The organism is Achromobacter sp. Marseille-Q0513 (assembly GCF_018195695.1).
Lineage (GTDB): Bacteria > Pseudomonadota > Gammaproteobacteria > Burkholderiales > Burkholderiaceae_B > Achromobacter.
Window position 1 is genome coordinate 1 of the sequence record NZ_JAGTJY010000551.1, and the last position, 431, is coordinate 431.

1 pseudogene is annotated in these 431 nt (G+C 65.7%); it reads right to left on the bottom strand.

Features of this window, described 5'->3' with window-relative positions:
* Nucleotides 1–83 precede the first annotated feature (83 nt).
* Nucleotides 84–431 (bottom strand): annotated as a pseudogene (locus tag KDH83_RS31720) (integrating conjugative element protein); the annotation flags it as partial.

A 431-nucleotide genomic window follows, 5' to 3' on the forward strand; every position in this document is an offset into this window, starting at 1 on the left:
GAGCACCACCACGGTCCACAGCAAGGCCCGCGCCGTGCGTCGGTTGAACAAGCGGCCTGGCCGCAGCCAGCTTGCGCGCAGCATCATGGCAGGTTCCCCGCGCCTTTCTGCAACTGATGGAGGCGGTTGGGCACCGGGTCGCCTTCGTAGATTCCACGGGAACCCTGCGCACGCGTGCTGTTGCGCTGGATGATGGCCATCGGCGAGTTGTTGGCGCGCTCGCGGCGCAGCCCCAGCTCGGTCTGGAGGTGGCGTACCTCACGGTCGAGCGTATCGCTTTCCTGGTTCACTGCCGCCACCGCCAGTTCGTTAGCTGCAACGTTCGGCTCTTTCTTTCCGGTCAGCAGCGTCCGCTGTAACAACAAGGCCTTCTCCAGCACCGAAGCCAGTGCGACCTCGGACGCCAGGCGCCGCGCCAGCAGATCCTGATC